Source organism: Ralstonia sp. RL, from assembly GCF_001683835.1.
Lineage (GTDB): Bacteria > Pseudomonadota > Gammaproteobacteria > Burkholderiales > Burkholderiaceae > Ralstonia > Ralstonia mannitolilytica.
In genome coordinates, this window is sequence record NZ_LWRX01000016.1 from 51652 (window position 1) to 69575 (window position 17924).

Here is a 17924-nt window from a genome sequence, read left to right on the forward strand (position 1 = left end):
GGGGCACATCCTCAACCTCAAAGGAGCCATTCATGACGTATCTCCGTGCATCTTCTCTTGTAGTCGCGCTGGCGCTGGCAGGCGGTACCGCGGCGGCGTATGCCCAGACGGGGGCGGCCCAATCGAACAGCACGGCGGGGGGCAGCACCATGTCGCCGGCCGGCGGTACCAGCACCGACGCAACGGCCACGGGCACGGGGGGCACCGCCGTCAATGGCGGCTCGACGGGCAGCGGCCGGGACGCCACCCGTAATCGCAATGCCACCGGCAAGCAAGGGCGCTCCGGCAATACATCGTCGCGCTCCGGTTCCAGCGGCGGCTATGGCGGCAGCGCGAACGATTCGACCGGCAGCACGACCGGCGGCGGTTCTGGCGGGGTCGGGGTCGGCGCCCCGGGTACCGGCGGCTCGATGGGCGCGCCGGGCGGGGGCAATGGCGGCGGTGCTGCCGGCTCGGGCGGTGTCGGTGGCGGCGTCGGTGGCGGAGCAGGCAGCGGGGGCGCCGGCGGCGCCGCGGGCGGCAGCGGCGGTGGGAGCGGCCGCTAACCGCCCGCTAACCTGCTGCTAACGCAGTTGCGCTGCGTGATGCAGCAGGTGATCTTCGATGAAGGTCTCGATGAAGTAGTAGCCGTGGTCGTAGCCGGGGTGGCGGCGCAGTTGCAGCGGCTGCCCGGCTGCGGCGCACGCGGCGGCAAAGTCTTCCGGATACAACTGCTCGGCGAGGAACTTGTCGGCCTCGCCCTGATCGATCAGGATGCCGCCCGGAAACGGGCATGAGGCCAGCCGCATCAATTGCGTAGCGTCGTGCGCCGCCCAGGCGGTGCGGTCCTCCCCGAGATACCCGGTGAAGGCCTTGATGCCCCACGGGCACACCGACGGGTGCGCGATGGGTGCAAACGCCGACACCGAAGCAAAGCGTTCCCGATGGCGCAGGGCCAGCGTCAACGCGCCGTGGCCGCCCATCGAATGCCCAAAGATTCCGATGCGTCCGGGTGCCACGGGAAACGCCACGCGCGCAATGTGATGCAGCTCGTCCGCGACGTAGCTTTCCATACGGTAGTGCTCGCGCCACGGGGCCTGCGTCGCGTCCAGATAAAAACCGGCGGCGATGCCGAAATCCCAGTGGTCGGCTTCGCCGGGGACGTTTGCGCCGCGCGGACTGGTGTCGGGCCCGATCAGGATGAGCCCCTCGCGTGCGGCCACGCGTTGCGCGCCGGCTTTGATGGCGAACGTCTCTTCCGTAGACGTCAGCCCGGCCAGATAGAACAGCGCAGGGCACCGCGTGCCGGCCAGCGCCTGCGGCGGCAGGTAGACCGAGAAGCGCATCGGCAGCCCAATCACCGCTGAGTCATGCCGATAAAACCGCTGCACGCCGCCAAAGCAGGCGTGCTCCGAAATCAGTTCAAGCACGGGTGTCGGACTCGTCATCGCGTGGCGCCTCAGTACAGCACGACGGAGCGGATCGACTCGCCGCGCTTCATCAGGTCAAAGCCCTCGTTGATGCGATCCAGCGGCAGCGTGTGCGTGATGAGGTCGTCGATGTTGAGCTTGCCTTCCATGTACCAGTCGACGATCTTCGGCACGTCGGTGCGGCCTCGCGCGCCCCCAAAGGCCGAGCCTTTCCACTGCCGGCCCGTCACAAGCTGGAACGGGCGTGTACTGATCTCCGCGCCGGCCTCGGCCACGCCGATGATGATCGACTGGCCCCAGCCCTTGTGCGTGCACTCCAGCGCCTGGCGCATGACCTTCGTGTTGCCGATGCATTCGAACGAGTAATCCGCGCCGCCGTCGGTGAGCTGGATGATGTGGTCCACCACGTTTTCCACATGGTTGGGGTTGATGAAATGCGTCATGCCGAACTTGCGTGCCATCGCCTCGCGCGCGGGGTTCAGGTCCACGCCGATGATCTTGTCGGCGCCGACCATCTTGGCGCCCTGGATCACGTTCAGCCCGATGCCGCCCAGACCGAACACGACCACGTTGGCGCCGGCTTCCACCTTGGCCGTGTAGACCACCGCGCCCACGCCCGTTGTCACGCCGCAGCCGATGTAGCAGACCTTGTCGAACGGTGCGTCGGGGCGGATCTTCGCCAGCGCGATCTCCGGCACCACGATGTGATTCGCAAACGTTGACGTGCCCATGTAGTGGAACAGCGGCTTGCCATCGAGCGAGAAGCGCGACGTGCCGTCCGGCATCAGGCCCTTGCCCTGCGTGGCGCGAATCGCCTGGCACAGGTTCGTCTTGCGCGACAGGCAGAACTTGCACTGGCGGCATTCCGGTGTGTAAAGCGGAATCACGTGGTCGCCCGCTTTCAATGACGTCACGCCCGCGCCCACCTCCAGCACCACGCCCGCGCCTTCATGGCCGAGAATCGCCGGGAAGATGCCTTCCGGGTCGGCACCCGAGAGCGTGTAGTAATCGGTATGGCAGATGCCGGTCGCCTTGATCTCGACGAGCACCTCGCCGGCACGCGGGCCTTGCAGGTCGACTTCTTCCACGGTGAGCGGAGCACCGGCTTTCCAGGCGATGGCGGCTTTCGTTTTCATGCGCATTCCTTTTCTTGAAGTGGAGCCAGCCCGACCCGGGCAGCGTAGTGAGTGCGATTGTAGGACGATGTCTGCCGCGGCAACGTGCCAGCAACGTCATGTTCGGCACATCAGACTTCAGATTTTCTTACGACGGCCGTTTCTTGTGCGACGGCAGGCCGACAGGGCCGCGTGCCGCATGCCTTACATGGCGGAACCCCCGCCATGGGCCTCGTAGGAAACCATACCGTGCTTGCATCCATCCGTACTCGCATTTTGCTCACCTGCGTTGCCATCGTGGTCGGCGCATTGACCTTCGCTGGCGGTCTCAACTATCTCGTCACGCGTTCGTACAACGAAGAATCGGCCCGGCTGAGCCTGCAGGCGAACGTGCGCGGCCGGACTTCCGCCATTGACGAGTGGGTCGCCACCAAGACGCAGATGGTTGCGTCGCTGCAGGACGTCGCGCTCAGCGCCGATCCAGTTCCGCTGTTCAAGGCCGTGCATCAGGCTGGCGGCTTCATCAACATCTATGTCGGGTACCCCGACAAGTCGTACAAGTTCTCGAACCCTGAGGGCATTCCGCCCACCTACGACCCGACCGCGCGGCCTTGGTACAAGCAGGCGGTGGAAGCAGGTAAGCCGGTGGTGACGCCGCCGTACGTAAGCGCGAGCACGGGGCAGCTCGTTGTAACCTTTGCGGTGCCTATCCTGCAGGGTGGCGCGCTCAAGGGCGTGATCGGCGGTGATGTGGCCATGGACAGCGTGATCGCGAACGTGAAGTCCATCCGGCCGACCCCTGCCAGCTTTGGCTTCCTCGTCAATGCCGCAGGCAAGATCGTCGCGCATTCCAACGACAAGCTCACCCTCAAGCCGGCGACCGAGTTGTCCGCGGCGCTCACTGAGAGCGCGCTGGCCGCATTGGGGCAGGTCGACAAGCTCACGGAAGTCACGATTGACGGCGTTCCCAAGCTGCTCTGGCGCCAGGGCGTGAAGGGCACCGACTGGAGTCTCATCGTTGCGCTAGACGAGTCCGATGCCACTGCCGGCCTGCGTTCGCTGGTGATGACGTCGATTGGCGCGCTGGTGGGCGTGGCCATCGTTGCGGCACTCATCGTGGGTGCGATGACGGCACGTGCGTTCCGCCGCCTGTCGATGATCCGCGATGCCATGGACGACATCGGCTCGGGCAGCGGCGACCTCACCAAGCGCCTGCCGTCCGACGGCGAAGACGAAGTCGCCCAGATCGCGCGTTCGTTCAATACCTTCGCAGACAAGCTTACCGCGGTGATGCAGCAGATCCGCCTGGGCAGCGATTCGGTGCGCTCGGCCGCGCAGGAGATTGCCGCCGGCAACGCAGACCTCTCGCAGCGCACGGAAGAGCAAGCCAGCTCGCTGGAAGAAACCGCATCGAGCATGGAAGAGCTGACGAGCATCGTGAAGCAGAACGCCGACAACGCGCGTCAGGCCAGCCAGCTTGCCGTGACGGCGTCGGACGTTGCTACGCGCGGCGGCGAGGTGGTCGGCCAGGTCGTGCAGACCATGGGCGGCATCAACGAGAGCAGCAAGAAGATCGCCGACATCATCGGCGTGATCGAAAGCATCGCCTTCCAGACCAACATCCTGGCGTTGAACGCCGCGGTGGAAGCGGCACGTGCCGGCGAGCAGGGCCGCGGCTTTGCCGTCGTGGCCAGCGAAGTGCGCAGCCTCGCGCAGCGCTCGGCCGGTGCCGCGAAGGAAATCAAGGCGCTGATCCACGACTCGGTGGACCGCGTCGCCAACGGCACGGCGCTGGTGGACCAGGCCGGCGTGACGATGGCGGAGATCGTCGATGCGGTGAAGCGCGTGACCGACATCATGGGCGAGATTTCCGCCGCGTCGGAAGAGCAGAGCAGCGGCATCGAGCAGGTCAACCAGGCCGTCAACCAGATGGACCAGGTGACGCAGCAGAACGCCGCACTCGTGGAGCAGGCCGCCGCCGCCGCGGAATCGCTGGAGGAGCAGGCCCGCAACCTGAACGAGGCGGTGGGGATGTTCCGGCTTTCGCACTGAGTGCCGCACAGTCGCAACGGCTGACGAGGCCGGGCCCGCTGCTGATGCGGGCGCCCGGCCTTGTGCTTTGCAGGCTATTGCGCAGCGGTCGACAGGTCCGGTGAAGCAGGCGGCGCGTCGGTCATCACGCAATTGCGCCCGGCCAGCTTGGCGGCATAGAGCAAGCGGTCGGCGCGCCGCAGCAGCAACTCGGGCGAGGGCCGGTCGGCGGTAGGCACCACTGCCACGCCAAAGCTGGCCGTCATCCGGCAAGGCGGCTGCGCGCCCGTCGGCACCCTGACGTCGGCAATGCGGCGGCGCAGGCGTTCGGCCACGTCGCGCGCCTGCGCCACGCTGTCTGCCCACACCATCACCGCGAACTCCTCGCCGCCGATGCGCGCCACCACGTCGGCCGAAGGCCCATCGGTGCGGCACAGCCCGGCAACGGTACGCAGGGCCTCGTCGCCCACGCCGTGGCCGTAGGTGTCGTTGATCTGCTTGAAGTGATCGACATCGAACATGATGAGCGCCACCAGCCTTCCCTTCGGTCGCGGCGATGTGCACATCGCCTGGGCGCGGTCTTCGAAGGCGCGGCGGTTCAGCAGTTTGGTGAGCGGGTCGGTTTCGGCCATGCGCGCCAGTTCCTCCATGAGGTGCGCACGCTCGATCTCCAGGCGGCGGCGCTCGATGCTGTAGACGCGCAGTATGCGAATCGCCTCGAACATCGCGCGGATCTCGCGCCGTGCGTAGCCGGTCGGGATGTGCACCCCGAGGTTGCCGCGCGCGATGGCGTCGATCAACTGCGTGGCCCGTACGAACGGCGCCACCACATCGCGGCGGAACGACACTGTCATCCACGCCAGCGCCCCCAGCGCCGAGAGTACCGCCGCTGCCGAGCCGATCAGCACGAGCAGCATGGCGCGCCGGTGCTTGCGGATCTCCTCTTCGGCCACGCGCAGCACGCTGTCGCGGAAATCCGTGATGGCGCGCATGGTCGGCACGTAATGCTCGGCGAACTCCGCCGTGGAGATGTCCGCGCCGCCGGGCCGGCTGGCCTGTTGGCGTACCGCATCGACATAACGCAGGCCCTCGACGAAGTACTGCGCATTCAGGGGGGTCGTGACGTGCTGCGTCAGGGCGAGCCGGCCGTTGGTGCGCGTGTCGATGAGGTGGCGCAATTGCTCGATGCGCCCGCGCGTCCGTTCGATGGCGAACTGCTCCTCCGGCGTCAGCGCGCGCCGCAGGGCCAGCGCGCCGGTAAAGCGGGAGCCGAGCTGGCCGGCGTATTCGCGCAGGTCGGCGGCAAGCCGCGCCAGCAGCAGGCAGTTGAGCGCGTCCGGGTCGCCACGCCCGACGGTGGCCGTCCGCAGGTTCACCACCGGAAACAGCTCGGGGATGACGGCGATCATGCGGTCAACGGCATCGGTCAGCGCGCTGCTTTCGCGGGCCCGCAACGGCAGGGCGATCAGGCGGTCGACGTTGGCGCGTGCTGCCGCGAGGCTGGCGCGGGCGCCTCGCGCGGCGTCGGTGTCGGCGTCGCACAGGCGGCAGTGTTCGGGGCGCAGCACGTCGAGCAATTGCGCCAGATGCGCATCGCTCGTGGCGCGGGCACGCAGCAGGGCGGCCTGGCGCTCGGCCGGTATCGGCAGGTCTTCGCCGAGCACGCCGTTGGTCGGGCCCCGCTCGGCCGAGATCTTCTCCATGGACAGCAGCACCACGCGCAGCGCCTCAAGGCTGTGCGCGGCGGCGTCCGCGCGACCGTAGGCGAGCCACGCATAGCCCAGCAGCCAGCATGACAACGACAGCACTGGAACGAGGACGATGGCGACCGCCGTGCCAAAGCGCCTGTCCATCGACATTTCAGAAGACATGACCGAAAGCATGGGCGTCCGGACGGGCACTTCGGAAGGCGGTGCCGCACAGGCCACACTCCGCGCGACCGGCAAGACGCAGGCATCGTGATGGGCGCATTGAAACGCGCCCGGGCCCCCAGAGTGCAAACAAATGAAAATCGACTGTGGCGGAAATGTAAGCGCCCCCACGGCAGGTGGGTTGACTGCATGCGCGGCCTTTTCTGGCGCGTGCGCGTGTCTGCCGGGTCCAGTACTGCCGCGGCAGCTATGACAACGGTGCCTGAGCGGGCATACTCGGTCCTGAACCTCCGCCGAGCGCGGCCTTGCCCCGATACACCCACGTCGAACGATCATGGATAGCGGACACGACCGACAGAAATTCTTCTACCTGCTGCTGTTTGCCGTCACTGCCGGCCTGTGCTGGATTCTTTCGCCGTTCTTCGGCGCGGTGTTCTGGGGCGTGATCCTCGCGATCCTGTTCCAGCCGGTGCAGCGCTGGCTGGTGCTGCGTCTTGACAAGCGCCACAACCTCGCCGCGCTGGCTACGCTGGTACTCATCATCCTCATGGTGATCCTGCCCGTCATCTTCGTGGCGGCCACCATCGTGCAGGAGATCACGGTCGGGTATCAGCAGTTGCAGACCGCGCAGCCCAATTACTCGCGGTACCTGCAGCAGTTCATCCAGGCGCTGCCGACGGGGCTTCAGAACCTGCTCGCCAAGGCGGGCCTGACCAACATCCCGGGCATCCAGAAGAAACTTGCCGATGGCGCGGCGCAGATCAGCCAGTTTGCCGCGGCACAGGCGCTCAGCATCGGGCAGAACACGTTCCAGTTCGTCATCGGCTTTGGCGTGATGCTTTACATGGTGTTCTTCCTGCTGCGCGACGGCCCGGCGATCGGCCGCCACGTGCGCCGCGCGCTGCCGATGGACGAAGAGCACAAGCGCCTGCTGCTGACCAAGTTCACGACGGTGGTGCGCGCCACGGTCAAGGGCAACATCGTGGTGGCGCTGGTGCAGGGCCTGCTGGGCGGCTTCATCTTCGCGGTGCTCGGCATCGAGGGGGTCGTGCTGTGGGGCGCGCTGATGGCCTTCCTGTCATTGCTGCCCGCCATCGGGGCGAGCATCGTCTGGGTGCCGGTCGCGGTCTATTTTCTGATGACCGGCGCGGTCTGGAAGGGCGTGGTGCTGATCGCGTTCTGCGGCGGGGTGATCGGCCTGGTCGACAACCTGCTGCGGCCGCTGCTGGTAGGCAAGGACACCAAGATGCCCGACTGGGTCGTGTTGATCTCGACGCTCGGCGGGATGGAACTGTTCGGCATCACCGGTTTCGTCATCGGCCCGCTCGTGGCCGCGCTGTTCATGGCCAGCTGGGACATCTTCGTGCGAGCGCAGGGCGAGTGACGCCGGCCGCGCGGGGGTGGCACGGCCAGCGCGGCGCTCAGTTCATGCGCTCGGGGCTGGGCGTCTCGCGCAGGATCCTGCGCCTGCGTCGCTCGTCCGGGTTCAGCGCTTCCAGGAACGATTGCCCCCTGTCCGTCAGCTGCGCGCGGCGATGGCCCTCTGCGGACTTCTCGAGCATGACCAGCTGCCGCTCGAGCAGCGTATCGAGCTCCGCGCGGTTCATGTCGACCTGCTCGGGCGACTGGCTGACGAGCATCAAGGTGGCGAATTCGTGTGGACTCAGCATCTCTGTCTCCTAGCAACAATCCAACCGTAACCAGGGGGCACGGTGCCAATGCGCGTGTGAACGCGAAACGGTGCAGCAGCTGCTGCGCGGTCAGCCGGCGCTCACCTCGATCCGCCGCGGCTTGGCTTCGTCGCGGCGCGGGATCGTCAGCTTGAGCACGCCATCGCGCAGTTGCGCGTCGATGCGCGATGCATCGAAGTCGGGGCTCAGCACGAACGTGCGCGCGAAGTGCGGGTGCCGGACTTCGCCGTGGTGCAGCCGCAGGCCGGCTGGTGTGGGCACGACGAGATCGGCTTCGATGGTCAGTGTGCCGTCCTGCACCCGCACGTCCAGCTTGTCGCGTGCCACGCCAGGCAGGTCGGCGTACAGCGTGATGCCGTGGCGGTTCTCGAAGATGTCGACAGGCGGCGCCATGTGCGTCTGCCGCGCTGCAGGCGGTTCACGATCGTGATCGTGCCGGGCCACGGCGCTGTTGCCGGCTTGCGCGTGCGTGGCCAATTGGGTGGTATCGCTCATGATGTCCTCCAACATGCCGGTGTTCATTGCACGGTGATCGAACGCGGCTTCGACGCCTCCGATTTGCCGACGCTGATGGTCAGGCATCCGTTGACGTAGCGCGCGCTGACCTTGTCCGGGTCCACGTCCTGTGGCAGCTCGATCACGCGGCGGAAGGCGCCGGCGAAGCGCTCGTCGGCGTAGACGCGCGTCTCATCCGACGAATCCATGTCGGGGCGCTTGCGCTCGCCGCTGATGGTGAGCAGCCCCTTGTCGATCGACACGTCGATCTGTGCGGGGTCGAGCCCCGGCGCGAACGCGACGATCTCGACCGACTCGTCGGTGCTGCCGATGTTGATGGGAGGAAACGCGCCGATGCGCGTGGCGCGCAGGCTCGCGGGGAACCCCGCGAAAAGGGTGGCCATCTGACGTTGCAGGCGATCGATTTCGCCCAGCAGGTCGGTGCCGAAAAACATGTCGCTCATGATGGGCTCCTTACGGGCCGCACGGAAGCTGAACCGGACTACGCGCTCCAGTTCGTCCGTCCGCGAGCAGGCCCACTGACAAACAAATCGAAACACGCAGCGCGTGAACCGCGACTGCCTGAGCAACACCTAAAATAGGGCGGCAAGCCCGGTTTTCAAGAGGCCGTTGGACACGTCATTGGGAGGCTTCATGGAGCTTTTCGACGCAGTGCACGAACAGATGGAAGCGGTCGGTCTGCCGCTCGTGGCGGTGACGGTGACGGCGGTGCGGCGGGTGAACACGCCGCTCGTGGCGATCCTGCATTGGCACGGGTTCCGGCGCGCCAGTCCGCTCGTGTTGCCGGGGGTCGACATTCCACCGCGCCCAGTGCCCGGCTCGGCCCTCCAGCTCGGACAGCCGTGGCATCGCTTTGAAGCTGTGGATGAGGCGCTGCTCGACGCGGCGTGGCAACTCGGCGCGTGGGATCTGGAGCGCGTGGAGCAGCGCGGCTGCAACGTGGTCGGCGCCTCCGCCCGCGAAGCGCTCGCGTGCCGGCAGGCGTTCGGCGATTACCCCGACAGCGCACCGGATGAAGCGCTTGTCGACGGCGCGCCCGACCGCGGCGAGCTGATGCAGATGGCCGCAGACGCCGGCTACGTGCGCTGGCTGTTCCGTCCCGTCAAGGGCGGCCTGTGGCGCGCGCTGGACGAGCCCGACGACACGCTGGAGTCCGATGGCGGACGGCGCCCGCCGTGTCCCGTCATCCCCGAGCCGCGCGGGGGCCGCGGCCGCAAGGTCTACCGCCTGGGCGAGGTGCGGCGCATCCTGCTTCGCTGAAACATATTGTTACAAATTCGCGAATTCGCCGCCTCTTGAAGGCGGCGCGGAGCGCCTCTATTTCGCAATCCGCCAAGTTCTGGCACGGCTTGCGCGCCCCTCGGCCATCCCGGTCCGGCAGCGGTGCGGAGCCGGATTCCTTTTTGGTGATCTGTTATCGCTCAGGAGATGGAAATGAAGATTCGTCCCCTTTACGACCGGGTTATCGTCAAGCGAATCGAGCAGCAGCGGACGACGGCCTCGGGCATCGTGATCCCGGACTCGGCCGCCGAGAAGCCCGAGCAGGGTGAAGTCATCGCGGTCGGTACCGGCCGCCTGCTGCAGGACGGCACGCAGCGTGCACTGCAGTTGAAGGTCGGCGATCAAGTCATCTTCGGCAAGTACGCCGGCCAGACCGTCAAGGTTGACGGCGAGGAGCTGCTCGTCATGCGCGAAGAAGACGTCATGGGCGTGGTGGAAGCCGACGCCGAGGCAGCGCGCAAGGCTGCCTGAAGCCGCTTACCGGTCGCGGATCCCGCACACTGACCCGCCGTTCCGCGACGCGTTGAGTCAACGACTTACCCCGGAGCAACGAACATGAGTGCAAAAGACGTCAAATTCCACGACAGCGCGCGCGCCCGCATCGTCAAGGGCGTGAACGTGCTTGCCGATGCCGTGAAGGTGACGCTCGGGCCCAAGGGCCGCAACGTCGTCATCGAGCGCAGCTTCGGCGCCCCGACCATCACCAAGGACGGCGTGTCCGTCGCCAAGGAAATCGAGCTGAAGGATCGCTTCGAGAACATGGGCGCGCAGATGGTCAAGCAGGTCGCCTCCAAGACCGCCGACATTGCCGGTGACGGCACCACGACCGCCACCGTGCTCGCCCAGGCCATCGTGCAGGAAGGCATGAAGCATGTGGCCGCCGGCATGAACCCGATGGATCTCAAGCGCGGCATCGACAAGGCGGTGAGTGCCGTGCTCGACGAGCTGCGCAACCTGTCCAAGCCGATTTCGACCAACCGCGAGATCGCGCAGGTCGGTGCCATCTCGGCCAACTCGGATGAAGCCATCGGCAAGATCATCGCCGACGCCATGGAGAAGGTCGGCAAGGAAGGTGTGATCACGGTGGAGGACGGCAAGTCGCTCGAGAACGAGCTGGACGTGGTCGAGGGCATGCAGTTCGACCGTGGCTACGTGAGCCCGTACTTCATCAACGATCCCGAGAAGCAGGCGGCGTATCTGGACGACGCGCTGATCCTGCTGCACGACAAGAAGATCTCCAACATCCGCGACCTGCTGCCCATCCTGGAAGCGGCATCGAAGGCCGGCAAGCCGCTGCTGATCGTTGCTGAAGACGTGGAAAGCGAAGCGCTGGCCACGCTGGTGGTCAACGCGATGCGCGGCATCCTCAAGGTGGCGGCGGTCAAGGCGCCCGGCTTTGGCGATCGCCGCAAGGCCATGCTCGAAGACATCGCCATCCTCACCGGCGCCACGGTCATCTCGGAGGAAACCGGCAAGCAGCTGCAGAAGGCCACGCTCGAAGACCTGGGTCGCGCCAAGCGCGTGGAGGTGCGCAAGGACGACACGATCATCATCGACGGGGCGGGCGACCAGGCACGCATCGATGCACGCGTGAAGTCCATCCGCGTGCAGATCGACGAAGCCACGAGCGACTACGACCGCGAGAAGCTGCAGGAGCGCCTGGCCAAGCTGGCCGGCGGCGTGGCAGTGATCAAGGTTGGCGCAGCGACCGAAGTGGAAATGAAGGAGAAAAAGGACCGCGTGGACGATGCGCTGCACGCCACCCGCGCGGCGGTGGAAGAGGGCATCGTTCCGGGCGGCGGCGTGGCGCTGCTGCGTGCACGCTCGGCGGTGGAAAACCTCAAGGGCGCCAACAGCGACCAGGACGCCGGTATCCGCATCGTGCGGCAGGCCCTGGAAGCACCGCTGCGCGCGATTGTCTCCAACGCGGGTGAAGAGCCGTCCGTGGTGATCGCCAAGGTGCTCGAAGGCAAGGGCAACTTCGGCTACAACGCCGCCACCGGCGAATATGGCGACCTCGTGGAAGCGGGCGTGGTCGATCCGACCAAGGTCACGCGCACGGCGCTGCAGAACGCGGCATCGGTTGCCGGCCTGATCCTCACCACCGACGCGACCATTGCCGAAGCGCCGAAGGAAGAGAAGCCTGCGGCTGCGCCGGCACCGGAGCTCGACTACTGACCTGAGCAGTTGTGCTGCCATCCACCGGTCGGCTCGCCGGCCGGTGCAACTGCACTTCGGCATCGCAGGCTGTTTGCCGCGGTGCCGTTTTTTTTTGCGCCGCCGATACCGCACGCCCCTGTGGTCTTACCGCGCGTCCTGCGTGCCTTGTACGTTCTGCCCCTTCGCAGCGGGCGCCGCCGCACCGGTGTAGAAACCATCGAGCGCGTTGATCTCCGCATCCGTCAGCCGATGCGCGAGGGCGCGCATGATCGCGCCGTCATCATTGGCCCGTGTGCCCGCGCGGAACGCATTGAGCTGCGCGGCCACCATGCCCTTCGGATGCCCCGTGAGCGGCGGTAGGACCGGACCGCCGCCACCGCCGGATGCGCCATGGCAGTCGGCGCATGCGGGCAACGCGCGCGCGTTCTCGCCGGCCCAATGCAGCGTTGCGGCCGGGCCGGATGTTGGCAGCGTCGCCCCGGCGGGCCGCGGCGACGCCGCGTAGTACCGTGCGACGGCCGCGATATCGCTGTCGGCAAGTTCGTTTGCCACGGGCTGCATGATGGAAGACTGCCGCGCGCCGCTGCGGTAGTCGAGCAATTGCTTGACGATGTACTCGGCCGGCAGGCCTTCCAGCGTGGGAAACGGCTGCGGGGCAGGCGAGTTCGACCCATGGCAGCTCGCGCACGCTGGCGGCACGGCACCGTTGCCCTGCGTGACCAGCAGCCGCCCTCGTGCGGCGTCATCGCGCGGCGCGCCGGCCAGCAGCGCGGACCACGCTGCGGGTTTCGGTACGAAATCCGTGGCGCGGCGCACGACCGGCGCCGGTGGTTGGCCCCTCTCTTGCGGGGCCTGCGGTTTGCGCGGCAACGGCAAGCCGCGGTCTGACAGCACGGCATAAACGGCCACGCAAAGCGGCAGCGCAATGCCGAGCGAAGGCAGCAGCCACAGCGCGGTGGGCAATCGGCGCGATGCGGGCCGGCCGGCGCTCATACCAGCCCCTTTCCTGGCGACTTCAGATAGCGCGTGTTGATGGCCTCCGCAATCCAGTAGGCCATGGCGCCGACGGTGCCGGTCGGGTTGTAGTTGGAGTTCTGCGGGAAGAGGCTCGCCCCGGTGACGAACACGTTCGGCACGTCCCAGCATTGCCCGAAGCGATTCACGACGCTGGTGGCCGGATCGTCGCCGATGGCCGCGCCGCCGGTAAGGTGCGTGGACTGATAGCTCGTTGCCGTGTACGGGCGCTTGCGCGGGCCGGGCTCGGTGGCGACCACACCGTGCATGGTCTTGCCGATGGCATTGCCGCGCTCGGTCAGGAAGGCCGACATGCGGATGTCGTTGTCGGGAAAATCGTAGGTGATGCGCAGCAGCGGCTGGCCCCAGGCGTCGCGGTACGTCGGGTCGAGGTCGAGGTAGCCGCCGCGCGTGGGCATGGCCGAGCCGGTGATGGTGATCGATGCGGAGTGGTTGTAATAGCGCTTGACGGCCCGCTTCCATGCGCTGCCCCATTGCGGTGTGCCGTGCGGCGTCGGGTGGTAGCCGATGGGCGCGCCGCTGACGACCTGGATCTGGATGTAGCCGCCGCCGACGAAGCCGTGCGGCCCGTGGTCGAAGTTGTCGGCGCTGAAGTCGTCCATCGTCACGGCCGCCGCGCCGGCACCCATGAACGGGTTGAGCCAGGTCTTCTCGTCAAAGAACAGGTTCACGCCCGAGGTGGTCTGGTGCGTGTAGTTGCGGCCCACCACGCCTTGGCCGGTGGCAGGGTCGTACGGCCTGCCGATGCCCGACAGCAACAGCAGCCGCACGTTGTTGATGCTGAATGCGCACAGCACGACCATCTCCGCGGGCTGGAAGACCTCCTGCCCGGCGGCATCGACATACGTCACGCCCCGCGCGTGCCGGCGGGCCTGGTCGAGCTCCACCCTCAGCACCTGCGCATTGGTGCGCAATTCGAACGTGTTGAGTTTGAGCGCCGCCGGCAGCACGCAGACCTGCGGCGACGCCTTCGCAAAATGCTCGCACCCGAAGTTCGAGCAGAAGCCGCAATACACACACGGGTTCATCGCCAGGCCTTCGGTGTTGACATACGCGCGCGTGCACAGCGCAGACGGCTGGATATACGGGTGATAGCCCAGCGCCGCCGCGGCCGTGCCGAACAGCGCCGACGCATACGGCACCTTCATTGGGGGGTTCGGATAGGGCCGCGAGCGCCACGGCTCGAACGGGTTGCCGCCGGGCTGCAGCTGGCCCTTCAGGTTGCCGGCAAATCCGGAGGCGCCGATCAGGTAATCGAAACGGTCGTAGTACGGTTCGAGCTCGTCGTAGGTGAGAGGCCAGTCCTGGGCGGTGAGGTCGGCGTCGAAGATGTGCTCGCCGTAACGCTGGCGGTAGTGGCTGCGCAGTTTGAGATCGGTCGGGTCGAACCGGTAGTACGCGCCGGACCAGTGGTTGCCCGCGCCGCCCAGATGCGTGGCCGGATATGCAAACTGCCAGCGGCGCATCGGCAGCGCCACCTGGTCGGTGCGGTTGCGGAAGGTGAAGGTTTCGGTGGCCGTGTCCTGGTGCAGCGCATGCCGGCGCGCGTACTTCAGTTCGTCATGGATGGCCGGTGCCTGGAAGTCCGGCGACGGCCAGCGCGGCTGCCCGCGTTCGAGCACAACCACGCGCGAGGCGCGGGCGGCCATCTCCTTGCCGATGATGGCGCCCGTCCACCCGCCACCGATGATGACGGCATCCACTGCTGGCAGCGTCTTGCTCATTCGCCACCCCCGTTGGCGGCCGGCTGGCTGCGGCATACCGCGTTGCCGGCGAGCGCAACGAAGGCCACGGGCTGCGCCTGCACCTGGGACTGCGGTGGCGGCATGGCATGCCCATGCGCCGTGGCGATCGGCACGGGCGGCCGCGTGTAGGGCACGTTGTGGCGCTCGATGTCGTTGGCAAAGCTGGCCATCGCACCCGGAAAGCCGACGAGCTTCCAGCCGACCATGTTGCGGTTGCCGCCGTAGACGGGGTCCGAGAAGAAACCTTCGATGGCGCCGTCAAGCAACGCCTGGAAGAACACCGCGCTCGGCACGGCGCCCAGGTCGAGCTTGCCGGCTTCGGCCTCGCGCAGCATGGCGTCCTGCGTGGCGACATCGAGCTGCGCGAAGCGCCGGCCGCCATAGCGGCTTGCACACACCCGGTCCAGCCCGGCAAGCCCGAGGCGATAGCATTCGGCCGGCGTGAGCGCCAGCTGGTAGCCCTGTTCCGGCGTGCCTTGCTGGAAGGGACCGTGTCGATAGAAATTGGCGCCCTGCCCGAACGTGCCCGCCAGTTGCCGGTCGAGAAACGTCGTCACGCCGGCTTCCTTGGCGCCGGGGCCGAGTTCATCCGCCGGAATCAGCCGCGCGACGATGGCATCGACTGCCGCACGCTCGTCGACGTTGAAGAAGAGACTCACGTGTTCCGCCGCATCGGAGCCTGGCGTGGATGCGGCGGACTGCCCGGGCGATGGCCTGGTTGTGGGCGGATGCTGCGCGTCGGCAAACACCGCCGTCGAGACCGGAAGCGTGATGCCCAGGGCCTTCAGCAAGCGGCGTCGAACCGGTTTGAAGTCGTCGTCCATGTCTGCGCTCCGTGTTGCGGGGTCTTTGCTTCCCGCACGCGCGGGGCCGCGCAGCGTTGCAGCAAGAAGCGTGACAACGCCGCGCGCGAGCGGCACGCCGGGCACGCGCACTGCTTGTGTGCCGGCACGACATGGAGGCCGACATGCGCACGATGCAGCCAACACGGAAGGCAGCCGCCTTGTGGCTCGCGCTCTTGTGCGGCGTGGACGCGGCATTCGCGCAGGTACCGCCGGCGCCGGGGGCCGCCTCCGCGCCCCTTGCTGCGTCGGACGCACAGGCCACGCATGGCAAGCGCGGGCCGCGCACGCATCCAAAGGACGCTCGGCTGCCCACTGCGGCAGCGCCTTCCTCAACGGATGGCGCCGGCACCTCTGCAGGCTCGCGCGGCTCCGGTGGAAGCGACGGCCTGCCGGGTACCGGCGCTGCAGCCGGATCGGGCGGCTCGGCCGACATGCGCGGTGAGCCCGTGCGAAAGCCATGATGGGAAGACGACGTGGAGCCACGGTCCAGTCCGTTTCGCTACGCGAATCGCACCGTGAAAGACGCCCACGTCGGCGCTGCCGCACCAACGGCAGCCGGGCGTAGCAACCTGCACAGCAATCCTTAGAGAGACTGTCGCGCAAGCGACGGTCCGATTTCGTTCGCTTGTGGTCTTCATGGCGGGCCGGGCGGGGAGACCTTCGGGTCCGCCGGTCGTTCTCCAAGGGCCGGTTTGCTACCCGCGCCGTCAGGCCCGCCACCCCGTGTAGCAACCAGATGGGGAGCCTCCGATCCAACTTGGAGAGGCCGACATGCCATCTGTCAAAAGCGGGCACCGCCCCGTGTCGTACCCGTCTCCCCCGGCATCACCACCCAGCCCCCGCGCCCACGTCATCCGACACAGGCAGGCTCACCAAGAACCGCACCGACCTGAACGGCGCCATCGCGGCACAGGCGTATCTCCCTGGCGGCCTGTCAGACGTACAGGCCGTTTATGTGGCTGTCCGCAGTGGGCCGGAAGCGGCAGCCGGTCTTCGAGGGAAGGGGGCGCGGACGGGGGAGAGTTCAAGGTTGAGTGAATCTCGACAAACACCCCGGGCAATCCCCGTTCTTGAAATCGTCATACCCCATCCCTATAATTAGCACTCGCCGGGCAGGAGTGCTAACAACGGGCTCCGGCCCCCGATGCTTTCCCGATGCGCCGCGCTTGTGCGGCGCGTTTTTGTGAATAAACACTCACTTTGCATTGAGGAGTTTGTATGAACCTGCGTCCTTTGCATGATCGCGTGATCGTGAAGCGCCTGGACAACGAGACGAAGACCGCTTCCGGCATCGTCATCCCCGACGCCGCCGCAGAAAAGCCGGATCAAGGCGAAGTGCTGGCCGTCGGCCCGGGCAAGAAAGACGACAAGGGCAATGCGATCGCGCTGGATGTGAAGGTCGGCGACCGCGTGCTGTTCGGCAAGTACGCCGGCCAGACCGTCAAGGTGGATGGCCAGGAAGTGCTGGTCATGCGTGAAGAAGACATCATGGCCGTGGTGGCGAAGTAAGCGTGCGCTCGGTCGCAACGGCTTACCAGTAAACGGTTTTCCTTGCTCGCACAACGGTGCGGGCAACACCCAAGATTTCGGAGATTCTCAAGATGGCAGCTAAAGACGTAGTGTTCGGCGATGCCGCACGTGCCAAGATGGTCGAAGGCGTGAACATTCTCGCCAACGCCGTGAAGGTGACCCTGGGCCCGAAGGGCCGCAACGTGGTGCTGGAGCGCAGCTTCGGTGGCCCGACCGTGACCAAGGACGGTGTGTCGGTCGCCAAGGAAATCGAGCTGAAGGACAAGCTGCAGAACATGGGCGCGCAAATGGTCAAGGAAGTCGCTTCCAAGACCAGCGACAACGCCGGTGACGGCACCACCACCGCAACGGTGCTGGCCCAGTCGATCGTGCGCGAAGGCATGAAGTACGTTGCCGCCGGCATGAACCCGATGGACCTGAAGCGCGGCATCGACAAGGCCGTGGCAGCCGCCGTCGAAGAGCTGAAGAAGATCAGCAAGCCGACGACGACCAGCAAGGAAATCGCCCAGGTTGGCGCCATCTCGGCCAACAGCGACGAATCCATCGGCCAGCGCATCGCTGAAGCCATGGACAAGGTCGGCAAGGAAGGCGTGATCACCGTGGAAGACGGCAAGTCGCTGGCCGACGAGCTGGACGTCGTGGAAGGCATGCAGTTCGACCGCGGCTACCTGTCGCCGTACTTCATCAACAACCCG

General features: G+C 66.7%; 17 protein-coding genes. 8 read left to right on the forward strand and 9 right to left on the reverse strand.

Annotated elements, in window-relative coordinates:
* The first annotated feature begins 32 nt into the window (after window positions 1-32).
* Complete coding sequence (locus A6M56_RS02480) at window positions 33-545, forward strand: hypothetical protein (protein WP_045786099.1); 513 nt, start codon at window positions 33-35, stop codon at window positions 543-545.
* 18 nt (window positions 546-563) lie between these two features.
* Here the strand turns inward: A6M56_RS02480 and fghA are convergent, their stop codons facing one another.
* Window positions 564-1427 (reverse strand): S-formylglutathione hydrolase, encoded by an 864-nt coding sequence (gene fghA, locus A6M56_RS02485; RefSeq protein ID WP_045786100.1) that lies wholly within the window; start codon window positions 1425-1427, stop codon window positions 564-566.
* An 11-nt stretch (window positions 1428-1438) separates the two neighbouring features.
* Window positions 1439-2545, reverse strand: coding sequence for an S-(hydroxymethyl)glutathione dehydrogenase/class III alcohol dehydrogenase (locus A6M56_RS02490; RefSeq protein WP_102080782.1), 1107 nt, complete (start codon window positions 2543-2545; stop codon window positions 1439-1441).
* A 228-nt stretch (window positions 2546-2773) separates the two neighbouring features.
* Between A6M56_RS02490 and A6M56_RS02495 the strand changes: the two genes are divergently transcribed.
* On the forward strand, window positions 2774-4576 hold the full coding sequence (locus tag A6M56_RS02495) for a methyl-accepting chemotaxis protein (protein WP_082063016.1): 1803 nt from the start codon (window positions 2774-2776) through the stop codon (window positions 4574-4576).
* A gap of 74 nt (window positions 4577-4650) precedes the next feature.
* Here the strand turns inward: A6M56_RS02495 and A6M56_RS02500 are convergent, their stop codons facing one another.
* A complete protein-coding gene (locus A6M56_RS02500; RefSeq protein WP_257984092.1) occupies window positions 4651-6426 on the reverse strand; it encodes a GGDEF domain-containing protein in 1776 nt (591 codons plus the stop codon).
* Between the two features lie 334 nt (window positions 6427-6760).
* Between A6M56_RS02500 and A6M56_RS02505 the strand changes: the two genes are divergently transcribed.
* Entirely contained in the window at window positions 6761-7810 is a 1050-nt protein-coding gene (locus A6M56_RS02505) for an AI-2E family transporter (protein WP_045786104.1), read from the forward strand.
* Between the two features lie 37 nt (window positions 7811-7847).
* Here A6M56_RS02505 and A6M56_RS02510 read toward each other — a convergent pair whose 3' ends face one another.
* The 3 genes from A6M56_RS02510 to A6M56_RS02520 all read right to left on the reverse strand — a co-directional run bounded on the left by A6M56_RS02510 (window position 7848) and on the right by A6M56_RS02520 (window position 9076).
* Window positions 7848-8096 (reverse strand): hypothetical protein, encoded by a 249-nt coding sequence (locus tag A6M56_RS02510; RefSeq protein WP_045786105.1) that lies wholly within the window; start codon window positions 8094-8096, stop codon window positions 7848-7850.
* A 90-nt stretch (window positions 8097-8186) separates the two neighbouring features.
* Window positions 8187-8612 (reverse strand): Hsp20/alpha crystallin family protein, encoded by a 426-nt coding sequence (locus tag A6M56_RS02515; RefSeq protein WP_045787791.1) that lies wholly within the window; start codon window positions 8610-8612, stop codon window positions 8187-8189.
* Between the two features lie 23 nt (window positions 8613-8635).
* Complete coding sequence (locus A6M56_RS02520) at window positions 8636-9076, reverse strand: Hsp20/alpha crystallin family protein (protein WP_045786106.1); 441 nt, start codon at window positions 9074-9076, stop codon at window positions 8636-8638.
* 190 nt (window positions 9077-9266) lie between these two features.
* Here A6M56_RS02520 and A6M56_RS02525 point away from each other — a divergent pair, with 190 nt between their 5' ends.
* From A6M56_RS02525 to groL, 3 genes are all read left to right on the forward strand, one after another.
* The gene (locus A6M56_RS02525; protein ID WP_045786107.1) at window positions 9267-9893 is read left to right on the forward strand and encodes a hypothetical protein; all 627 of its coding nucleotides are present in this window, start codon (window positions 9267-9269) and stop codon (window positions 9891-9893) included.
* Window positions 9894-10067: 174 nt separating this feature from the next.
* Window positions 10068-10385 (forward strand): co-chaperone GroES, encoded by a 318-nt coding sequence (gene groES / locus A6M56_RS02530; RefSeq protein ID WP_045786108.1) that lies wholly within the window; start codon window positions 10068-10070, stop codon window positions 10383-10385.
* Between the two features lie 84 nt (window positions 10386-10469).
* Entirely contained in the window at window positions 10470-12092 is a 1623-nt protein-coding gene (gene groL / locus A6M56_RS02535) for a chaperonin GroEL (RefSeq protein WP_045786109.1), read from the forward strand.
* Window positions 12093-12218: 126 nt separating this feature from the next.
* On the opposite strand, the gene A6M56_RS02540 is transcribed toward groL, so the two are convergent.
* Genes A6M56_RS02540 through A6M56_RS02550 form a run of 3 tightly spaced genes read right to left on the reverse strand, consistent with a single transcriptional unit; the run spans window position 12219 to window position 15678 of the window.
* Entirely contained in the window at window positions 12219-13067 is an 849-nt protein-coding gene (locus A6M56_RS02540; protein ID WP_102080784.1) for a c-type cytochrome, read from the reverse strand.
* On the reverse strand, window positions 13064-14833 hold the full coding sequence (locus A6M56_RS02545; protein WP_102080785.1) for a GMC family oxidoreductase: 1770 nt from the start codon (window positions 14831-14833) through the stop codon (window positions 13064-13066). Before A6M56_RS02545 ends, A6M56_RS02540 begins: the two co-directional genes overlap by 4 nt.
* Entirely contained in the window at window positions 14830-15678 is an 849-nt protein-coding gene (locus A6M56_RS02550; protein ID WP_082063015.1) for a gluconate 2-dehydrogenase subunit 3 family protein, read from the reverse strand. The genes A6M56_RS02545 and A6M56_RS02550 overlap by 4 nt, the downstream gene beginning before the upstream one ends.
* A 1239-nt stretch (window positions 15679-16917) precedes the next feature.
* Here A6M56_RS02550 and groES (A6M56_RS02555) point away from each other — a divergent pair.
* Both groES (A6M56_RS02555) and A6M56_RS02560 read left to right on the forward strand, forming a co-directional pair.
* Entirely contained in the window at window positions 16918-17208 is a 291-nt protein-coding gene (gene groES, locus A6M56_RS02555; protein WP_045786112.1) for a co-chaperone GroES, read from the forward strand.
* Window positions 17209-17300: 92 nt separating this feature from the next.
* Window positions 17301-17924: TCP-1/cpn60 chaperonin family protein (locus A6M56_RS02560; protein WP_286757721.1), on the forward strand; the 624-nt coding region annotated here is incomplete at its 3' end.

What these genes read in the sequence shown, in the direction of transcription:
- A6M56_RS02480 (WP_045786099.1), top strand. Translation starts at nt 33, where the DNA reads ATGACGTATCTCCGTGCATCTTCTCTTGTAGTCGCGCTGGCGCTGGCA.
- fghA (WP_045786100.1), bottom strand. Translation starts at nt 1,427, where the DNA reads ATGACGAGTCCGACACCCGTGCTTGAACTGATTTCGGAGCACGCCTGC.
- A6M56_RS02490 (WP_102080782.1), bottom strand. Translation starts at nt 2,545, where the DNA reads ATGAAAACGAAAGCCGCCATCGCCTGGAAAGCCGGTGCTCCGCTCACC.
- A6M56_RS02500 (WP_257984092.1), bottom strand. Translation starts at nt 6,426, where the DNA reads ATGTCTTCTGAAATGTCGATGGACAGGCGCTTTGGCACGGCGGTCGCC.
- A6M56_RS02505 (WP_045786104.1), top strand. Translation starts at nt 6,761, where the DNA reads ATGGATAGCGGACACGACCGACAGAAATTCTTCTACCTGCTGCTGTTT.
- A6M56_RS02510 (WP_045786105.1), bottom strand. Translation starts at nt 8,096, where the DNA reads ATGCTGAGTCCACACGAATTCGCCACCTTGATGCTCGTCAGCCAGTCG.
- A6M56_RS02515 (WP_045787791.1), bottom strand. Translation starts at nt 8,612, where the DNA reads ATGAGCGATACCACCCAATTGGCCACGCACGCGCAAGCCGGCAACAGC.
- A6M56_RS02520 (WP_045786106.1), bottom strand. Translation starts at nt 9,076, where the DNA reads ATGAGCGACATGTTTTTCGGCACCGACCTGCTGGGCGAAATCGATCGC.
- A6M56_RS02525 (WP_045786107.1), top strand. Translation starts at nt 9,267, where the DNA reads ATGGAGCTTTTCGACGCAGTGCACGAACAGATGGAAGCGGTCGGTCTG.
- groES (WP_045786108.1), top strand. Translation starts at nt 10,068, where the DNA reads ATGAAGATTCGTCCCCTTTACGACCGGGTTATCGTCAAGCGAATCGAG.
- groL (WP_045786109.1), top strand. Translation starts at nt 10,470, where the DNA reads ATGAGTGCAAAAGACGTCAAATTCCACGACAGCGCGCGCGCCCGCATC.
- A6M56_RS02540 (WP_102080784.1), bottom strand. Translation starts at nt 13,067, where the DNA reads ATGAGCGCCGGCCGGCCCGCATCGCGCCGATTGCCCACCGCGCTGTGG.
- A6M56_RS02545 (WP_102080785.1), bottom strand. Translation starts at nt 14,833, where the DNA reads ATGAGCAAGACGCTGCCAGCAGTGGATGCCGTCATCATCGGTGGCGGG.
- A6M56_RS02550 (WP_082063015.1), bottom strand. Translation starts at nt 15,678, where the DNA reads ATGGACGACGACTTCAAACCGGTTCGACGCCGCTTGCTGAAGGCCCTG.
- groES (WP_045786112.1), top strand. Translation starts at nt 16,918, where the DNA reads ATGAACCTGCGTCCTTTGCATGATCGCGTGATCGTGAAGCGCCTGGAC.